The following is a 691-nucleotide window of genomic DNA, read 5'->3' on the forward strand; positions in this document are numbered from 1 at the left end:
TATTACAAAAGTAATCACTTTAAAGAAAGCTACAAATAGTTACCCCCAAGAAATTGCGGGTGAGCCCTTTAAACTTCTTCGCACACCACCATTTTCATCCCTTGATAAACGACTATAATTTTGTGCAGCGTCGTTGTTCCGATTGCTTTTTGCACCGTTTCACTGGCGGCATAGCGGTTGGCTTGTGTGATAGCCTCTTGTCGGAGTTGCTCCACCTTTTCATCGCTATCCTTTCCTTTGGCATACTTCAGTTCGATAATGTAGGAATGGAGCATATCTTTATAAATATCCAGTAAGGGAAACATGAAAATGTCGGCATATCCTTCCTGATTCTCCTGTTCGGAGATAGGGCGATAGAAACGGTTCTGTGCGGTCATAGCCAACGTAAATCCATGTACGTATGCTTCGCCTTTTTGCTTGTCGCGCTGGGAAGAATATCGGTGTAGACATTCGGCAATATAGTCGAAGTAGGCTTTCCAGTCGCCGTCATAAGCCATTGCTGATGCCAGTTCTCCTTTTTCCCAGTTGTCAAAGCGGAGATTTGCTTCGTTGTAAGTATCTAGTAAGTAACTGTACAGTTGCTCACGTACTACTTGATTGGGAATGGTCAATAATGTCTTGCCTCGTTTAGTACCGCTGATAGTCAACATTCCGAAATAGAATAATAGGCTGATAAAGTTATCCGGTTCTG

The 691-nt window shown here is 43.0% G+C and carries 1 protein-coding gene; it reads right to left on the reverse strand.

Going from position 1 to position 691, the window contains the following annotated elements:
- Positions 1-68 precede the first annotated feature (68 nt).
- Positions 69-691, reverse strand: a 623-nt coding sequence (locus tag KTR06_RS24340) for a PD-(D/E)XK nuclease domain-containing protein (RefSeq protein WP_217290894.1), incomplete at its 5' end; no start/stop codon positions are given.

It is taken from the genome of Bacteroides sp. MSK.20.12, from assembly GCF_019052435.1.
Taxonomy (GTDB): Bacteria; Bacteroidota; Bacteroidia; order Bacteroidales; family Bacteroidaceae; genus Bacteroides; species Bacteroides xylanisolvens.